Source organism: Psychrobacillus sp., assembly GCF_056205495.1.
Genome location: NZ_JBAEAP010000275.1, coordinates 1 through 6,052 on the forward strand (window position 1 = coordinate 1; position 6,052 = coordinate 6,052).

The following is a 6,052-nucleotide window of genomic DNA, read 5'->3' on the forward strand; positions in this document are numbered from 1 at the left end:
AAAGTACATAAAAAGAGACCAGAACAAAAAATCTCTTCAAAATACAATGTAAGTTGGTTTTCGTTATGGTGGGCATTTTCCGGGACACTGCTTCAACCTCCTATGCTTTGCTTCTACTTAGACTTTAGCTTGGACTGTTTCCTCAGGAGTCGCCACATCCTCTCCAAACAACGATAATAGAGAATTTATTATTAGAAATTAGTTACCTTCAAAAAAATAAAGACATGAAATCAAATTTCTGATTTCACGTCTTTTAATTGAGACTAGTAATATCCCAGCCTTATAGTAAGCTAGTTTACCAAACCATTCGCTGTTTACGTCCAGCTCCTTTATTATCTCTATAATTTTTCTCTTTACCAATACCTAAATAATGTTCCTTAACTTCTGTGTTTGATAGTAGACTCGCAGCATCACCCTGTAAAACTACTCTACCATTTTCCATTATATATCCGTAGTCAGCTATTGATAGTGCAACATTGGCATTCTGTTCCACAACTAAGATGGAAGTACCTTCCTCTTCATTTATTTGTTTTATATTTTGAAATATTTCCTTGACCAGTAAGGGTGCTATTCCTAACGATGGTTCATCTAATAGCAGTAACTTTGGCTTTGCCATGATTCCTCTCCCTATTGCGAGCATTTGCTGCTCTCCCCCCGAAAGGAAACCCGCTTTACGGGAAGCTAAAGGTTTTAGCTTTGGAAAATATCCATAGATTTTCTCTATATCTTTTTTTATATTAGAACGATCCTTTCGAGTGAATGCCCCAGCTGTTAGATTCTCCTCGACCGTCAAGTCCTTAAAAACTCGTCTACCCTCCATGCATAAGAAAATGCCTTTCCTTACAATCACATCAGTAGTTAGTCCCTTCAAGGACTTGCCTTCAAATTCAATCGTTCCATCAGTTAGCTGTCCATCTTCTGCATAAAGTAAACCTGAAATCGCTTTAAGCGTCGTAGATTTCCCTGCACCGTTACTGCCTAAAAGAGCTACGATGTCTCCATTCGGAACATTAAGAGTCGTTCCCTTTAAAGCTAAAATAATTTTTGAGTATACTGCTTCTACATTATTTACCTTTAGCATGCCAGCTCCTCATTTCCACTTTAGTCCTTATAGCTAAAGTAATCTGTTAAAGGCTCCCATTTGCCGCCTTTCACTATGCCTAGACGAGTCTGCTCCGTGCCTGTATGATTGTCTGCACTGAAGCTTACTGGTGCTCCAAGTCCGCCAAGGTCAAAGTTATTTAAAGATTCAAGACCTGATCTAATCTCTTCTCCTGTAATATCTCCGTCTGGATGTTTTTTAGCCGCTTCTTCTATCCCAGCAACCATGATTTTAGCAGCCGACCACCCTTGGATAAATTTCTGATTGATATCTTCTAGTGTTTTTCCCTCACCTTTTAAATATTCCTCTACCTCTGCCATCCCTGGTTGATCCTCGTATGGTAAAGCATGAGATAGAATACCAATATAGCCCTCCGCTACTTCTTCCCCTACTATTGTAATAACTCCTTCACCAGAGGCCCAGTTTAGCCCTATAAACTGGGTATCTATGTTCAGTGTATTAGCATCTCTAAGAATTGTAGCTGTTGCGCCCCAGGTTTCTTGAATAATTGCATAATCTGGATTTTTCTTCTCCATATTCAATAACTGAGATTGTGCTTCGGTAGCTTGTACATCAACAATTTGTTCATCTACAATCTTTATACCAATTTCAGCCGCGTACGCTTTAATATCCTCGATTGGAGAACGTCCAAACGCTGTATCGTTATACAATAATGCTACCGTTGGATCAGAGCCTTTATGGTTATCCTTAATCCACTTTAATACAGTTCTCCCTTGATCGGAGTATGAAGCAGCCACCAAGAAGTTATAAGGACTCTCCTCTAAGTTTTTTAGGTTCTCAGAATACGATGCAGAGAAGAAAGGAAGCTTGTCGCTAGCCACTTGCTGCCGTAATGCCTCTGTGTCTCCCGTTCCCCAGCCAAGTACAGCAGAGACTTTTTCTTTATCTCGCAGCTCTTGGTAAATCTTTTGGGCTTCTGGAATAGAATAAGCGTAGTCCTTCCCATTTAAAACCAAATCTACGCCTTCTATTTCTCCTTTATCTTTAGCATATTTGAAATACGCTTTTTCTCCCTCTGCGTAAGGTGTTCCAACGTCTCCGGTACCGCCAGTAATATCATATAGTCCACCGACAACCACTTTTCTCGAGCCATCACTGCTTTCAGACGTACCTTTCTCTGAACAAGCCCCTAGTAATAACACGAAAAGAATCCCCAATATTGTGTATACAAATTTATTTTTTCTCAACTTCATCAACACTCCCCTTGTTTCTAATAGAAAACGAAAACTAGCTAATAAGAAAATGGCCAAAGCTTAAAGTATTTCTTAAAATTGAGCCAAATATGTGCGAGTCCTCCTGGTTCAAAGATTAAAAATAAAATAATGACAGCTCCAAAAACAAAATCCTTAAAAGCTGAAAATAACTGATAGAAGTCTGGCATAAAAGCTGCCAAAACATCAACAAAGGAACCTAGCAGTACAGGTAACAATGTTATAAAAGCTGCTCCTAGAATTGAACCAAATACACTTCCTAAGCCACCTATCAAAATCATTGCCAGGTACTCGATAGATACATGAAAGTTGTATAGTTCTGGACTCACAATCATTGTGTAATGTGCGAGTAAAGCTCCAGATATACCGACAAAGAACGAGCTAATAACAAATGCCATTACCTTATATTTAAATAAATTAATCCCCATTATTTGTGCAGCTATATCTCTGTCTCGAACAGCCAAAAAGGCTCTTCCAGTTCTTGTTCTCAATAGATTAGTAGCATACAAGACCGTAAGTAACAAAATAATGACACATAAATAATAATATTGTGTATTACTCGTTAAAGAAACGTCTCCAACCTTTGGACGATTCAATACCATTCCAGCAGTACCACCTGTTAAACTATCCCAGCGACTAATGACAAATAAAATGATAACTTGAGCAGCTAAAGTAGCAATAGCCAAGTACAAACCCTTTAGTCTCAGGGAAGGAACACCGAACAAGCCCCCTATTAAAGCTGTAACAATTCCAGCTAACGGTAAAGAAATCCAGAAGCTTAATCCATAGGTGGAGGTAAGAATTGCTGATGTATATCCACCTACACCTAAAAAGGCACCTACTCCAATCGATATTTGCCCAGTGAAGCCCGTCAGTATATTAAGTCCGATTGCCCCAATCGCAGAAATAGAACAGAGAGTGAGAAGGCCAATCCAATAATTAGTAGTAACTAATGGAAGCAAGAGGACCATGGCTACTATTAACAGACCTTTAATCTTGCCAGAGGTTGTTCCAAACATTTTTGCATCATCTAAATAAGAGATCTTATAATTACCACTTTCTCTAACAAACAGATTCCTCATAGGTTCACACCCTCTCAATTGTTCTACTACCAAATAGTCCGTATGGTTTTAACATTAAGATGAGTAAAACCACTATGAATGGAACAACCTCCTTTAAGCCGCCTCCTACAAGTGGATCTATATATCCCCCTGCCATGTTTTGGAGAATACCAATTATAAATCCGCCTACGATTGCCCCGAGAACACTATCCAATCCACCTAAAATTACGACCGGTAGTACAGTCAAACCAATTGCAGACATAGTAGGACTCAAGCCGTTGATATTCCCTAGCAATATCCCACCTACCGCTGCAACAACAGCAGCAATGGTCCAAGTTGCTGCATACACATACTTCACACTAATCCCCATGGACATCGCAGCCTGACGATCATCCGCCACTGCTCGCATAGCAATCCCCATTTTTGAAAACTTGAACAGCAACAAGAATATAGTTAGCAATGTTATGACAATTACAAATGACCAAAGATATACAGGACTAATAATAATCCCTGATATATTTATAGGAGTTGTTGGGAATATTTTAGGAAACATTCTTGTTTGGTGACCCCAAATCATATGAACAGCTCCCCCTAGTAAGCTAGAAAGTCCAATTGTCGCCATAATAACAGATACTACTGGAGCATTTTGAATAGGGCGGATAACTAATCTTTCCACGATTAACCCCAAAATGGCACTGAATATAAGGGTAATTAACAAGGCAATAAAGAAAGGGATACGGTAAGCAGTCATCAAAACTAAACAAATATAGGGGCCAACAATAACAAACTCTCCATTTGCCAAATTTAGTGCACCACTTGCCCGATAAATTAGTACAAACCCTAATGCCACTAGACCATAGATACTACCTACTACCACTCCCGTGACAAGCATTTGAAGAAAGAATGTCATAACGTCACCTCCTGCTCTCTATTTAGTTGAACCACTCTTACGTTATCCATCTCACTCGACCCTACAGAAATACTTTCTCTTTCTGTATACATCCCGTCAATCAACACTCTGTAACGATCTTCTATGAAATTTCTTCTTATTTTATAGGTTCTGGTGAGCTCTCCTTCTTCTATTGAAAATGGTCTGTGTAAAAGTGTGAATTTCTCTACCCTTGCAAAGGAAGGTAAATCTTTCATTAACAATGACACCTGTTGTTCCAAAAACTCTATCACTTGATTGTTTTTAGCCAGCTCTCCATAATCTGTGTAAGCAATTCTTTGTTTGTCTGCCCATCTCCCCATACTGTTCCAGTTCATATTGATCATTGCAGTTACATATGGCTTATTTTGACCAAAGCAAACTGCCTCTAAAATGTAAGGGTTCGATTTTAACTTGTTTTCTATCAGTCTCGGATAAATAACTTGGCCATTTTCGGCAATAATAATATCCTCTAATCTATCTAGCACGTAAAGATGTCCGTCATCCTCCAAGTGACCACAATCACCTAAGGAAATCCATCCATCCCCATCATGCGTACTTTCTACACCTATATAATTTGTACCAACAGCTGAATTTTTAATGTATACTGCTCCATCTTCTCCAATCTTAGCTAGTGTATTTGGTAATGCTTTTCCTGAGCTTCCGGCTCTTACGTCTTTGTCTCTTTGAACAAAAGCTATACCAGCAACCTCAGTCCCTCCATAGGTTTGTTTTAGATTTACTCCTATACTGTGATAAAAGTAAAAAGCTTCCGGATGCAAAGCAGCTCCTGCAACATAAGCTCTTTTAACTCTCGCTAAACCTAAATGATCACGAATGGCACTAAAAACGATAATATCTCCTAATATATACATTGCTTTGTCTACGAAATTGATTGGCTCTTTGTTCAATTCTGCATGGGCAGCCTTATCCCCAAATTTCTTGAAAAAATTGTAAATTGTTTTTTTAAATTTACTTGCTCCCTCTATCCTGTTCGTAAAACTAGACATGATAGATTGATAAACTCTAGGTGGAGCCAGCAATGTATGTGGACCTATTTCCCGAAGATCCCCTAAAACTGTATGTGGGCGTTCGGGGAAGTTAACAACCATCCCTTTAATTAAAGGAGTTACTATCCCTAAAATTTGCTCATGAATCCAAGCGAAAGGTAAAAAAGAAAAATAATCTTCCTTTGTTTTCACGTTATCAATAGTAAGTAGACCTTCAGCCGCATCAATTAGGTTAGCATGCGTTAAAATGACACCTTTTGGCATCCCTGATGTTGCTGCACTATAGGCAATAATTGCAGGGTCATTTTCCAAAACCTCTTCAGGTGGATCAACAAGGAACTTTGCCTTATCTCGCAACAATAATATGCCGTCTGATAGTAAATCCTCAAAGTCTACTAGTTTTGGATGCTTATAATGCCTCATCCCTTGCTTGTTACAAAATATGATTTGCTCAACTAATGGTATTTGCTCTTCAATTCCCAATAATTTATCTACCTGCTCCTGATTATCCACTAATACGATTCTAGCCTTACAGTCATTTAGATAAAACACGACTTGTTCAGGTAATGATTCTGGATAGATTCCTACCGTTACACCACCTAAACTTTGTGCAGCAAGTTGGGTATAAACCCACTCTTGCCGATTATCAGCTATAATTGCTAGCCTTTCCCCTTTATAAAAATCAAAATATTCAGATAATACAATAGATAATTGATTTA

General features: G+C 38.6%; 5 protein-coding genes. All 5 read right to left on the reverse strand.

Going from position 1 to position 6,052, the window contains the following annotated elements; genetic code table 11:
• Positions 1-295: 295 nt before the first annotated feature.
• Positions 296-1,081 carry an ABC transporter ATP-binding protein gene (locus tag AC06OU_RS08000; protein ID WP_342560153.1) on the reverse strand — a complete coding sequence of 262 codons (786 nt, stop codon included), beginning with the start codon at positions 1,079-1,081 and terminating at the stop codon, positions 296-298.
• Positions 1,082-1,101: 20 nt separating this feature from the next.
• On the reverse strand, positions 1,102-2,316 hold the full coding sequence (locus tag AC06OU_RS08005; RefSeq protein ID WP_475855098.1) for an ABC transporter substrate-binding protein: 1,215 nt from the start codon (positions 2,314-2,316) through the stop codon (positions 1,102-1,104).
• Positions 2,317-2,354: 38 nt separating this feature from the next.
• Positions 2,355-3,416, reverse strand: a complete 1,062-nt coding sequence (locus tag AC06OU_RS08010; RefSeq protein WP_298472206.1) for a branched-chain amino acid ABC transporter permease — start codon at positions 3,414-3,416, stop codon at positions 2,355-2,357.
• A gap of 4 nt (positions 3,417-3,420) precedes the next feature.
• On the reverse strand, positions 3,421-4,305 hold the full coding sequence (locus AC06OU_RS08015; protein ID WP_169360040.1) for a branched-chain amino acid ABC transporter permease: 885 nt from the start codon (positions 4,303-4,305) through the stop codon (positions 3,421-3,423).
• On the reverse strand, positions 4,302-6,052 hold a 1,751-nt coding region (locus AC06OU_RS08020; RefSeq protein WP_475855100.1), incomplete at its 5' end, for an AMP-dependent synthetase/ligase. The genes AC06OU_RS08015 and AC06OU_RS08020, both read right to left, overlap by 4 nt.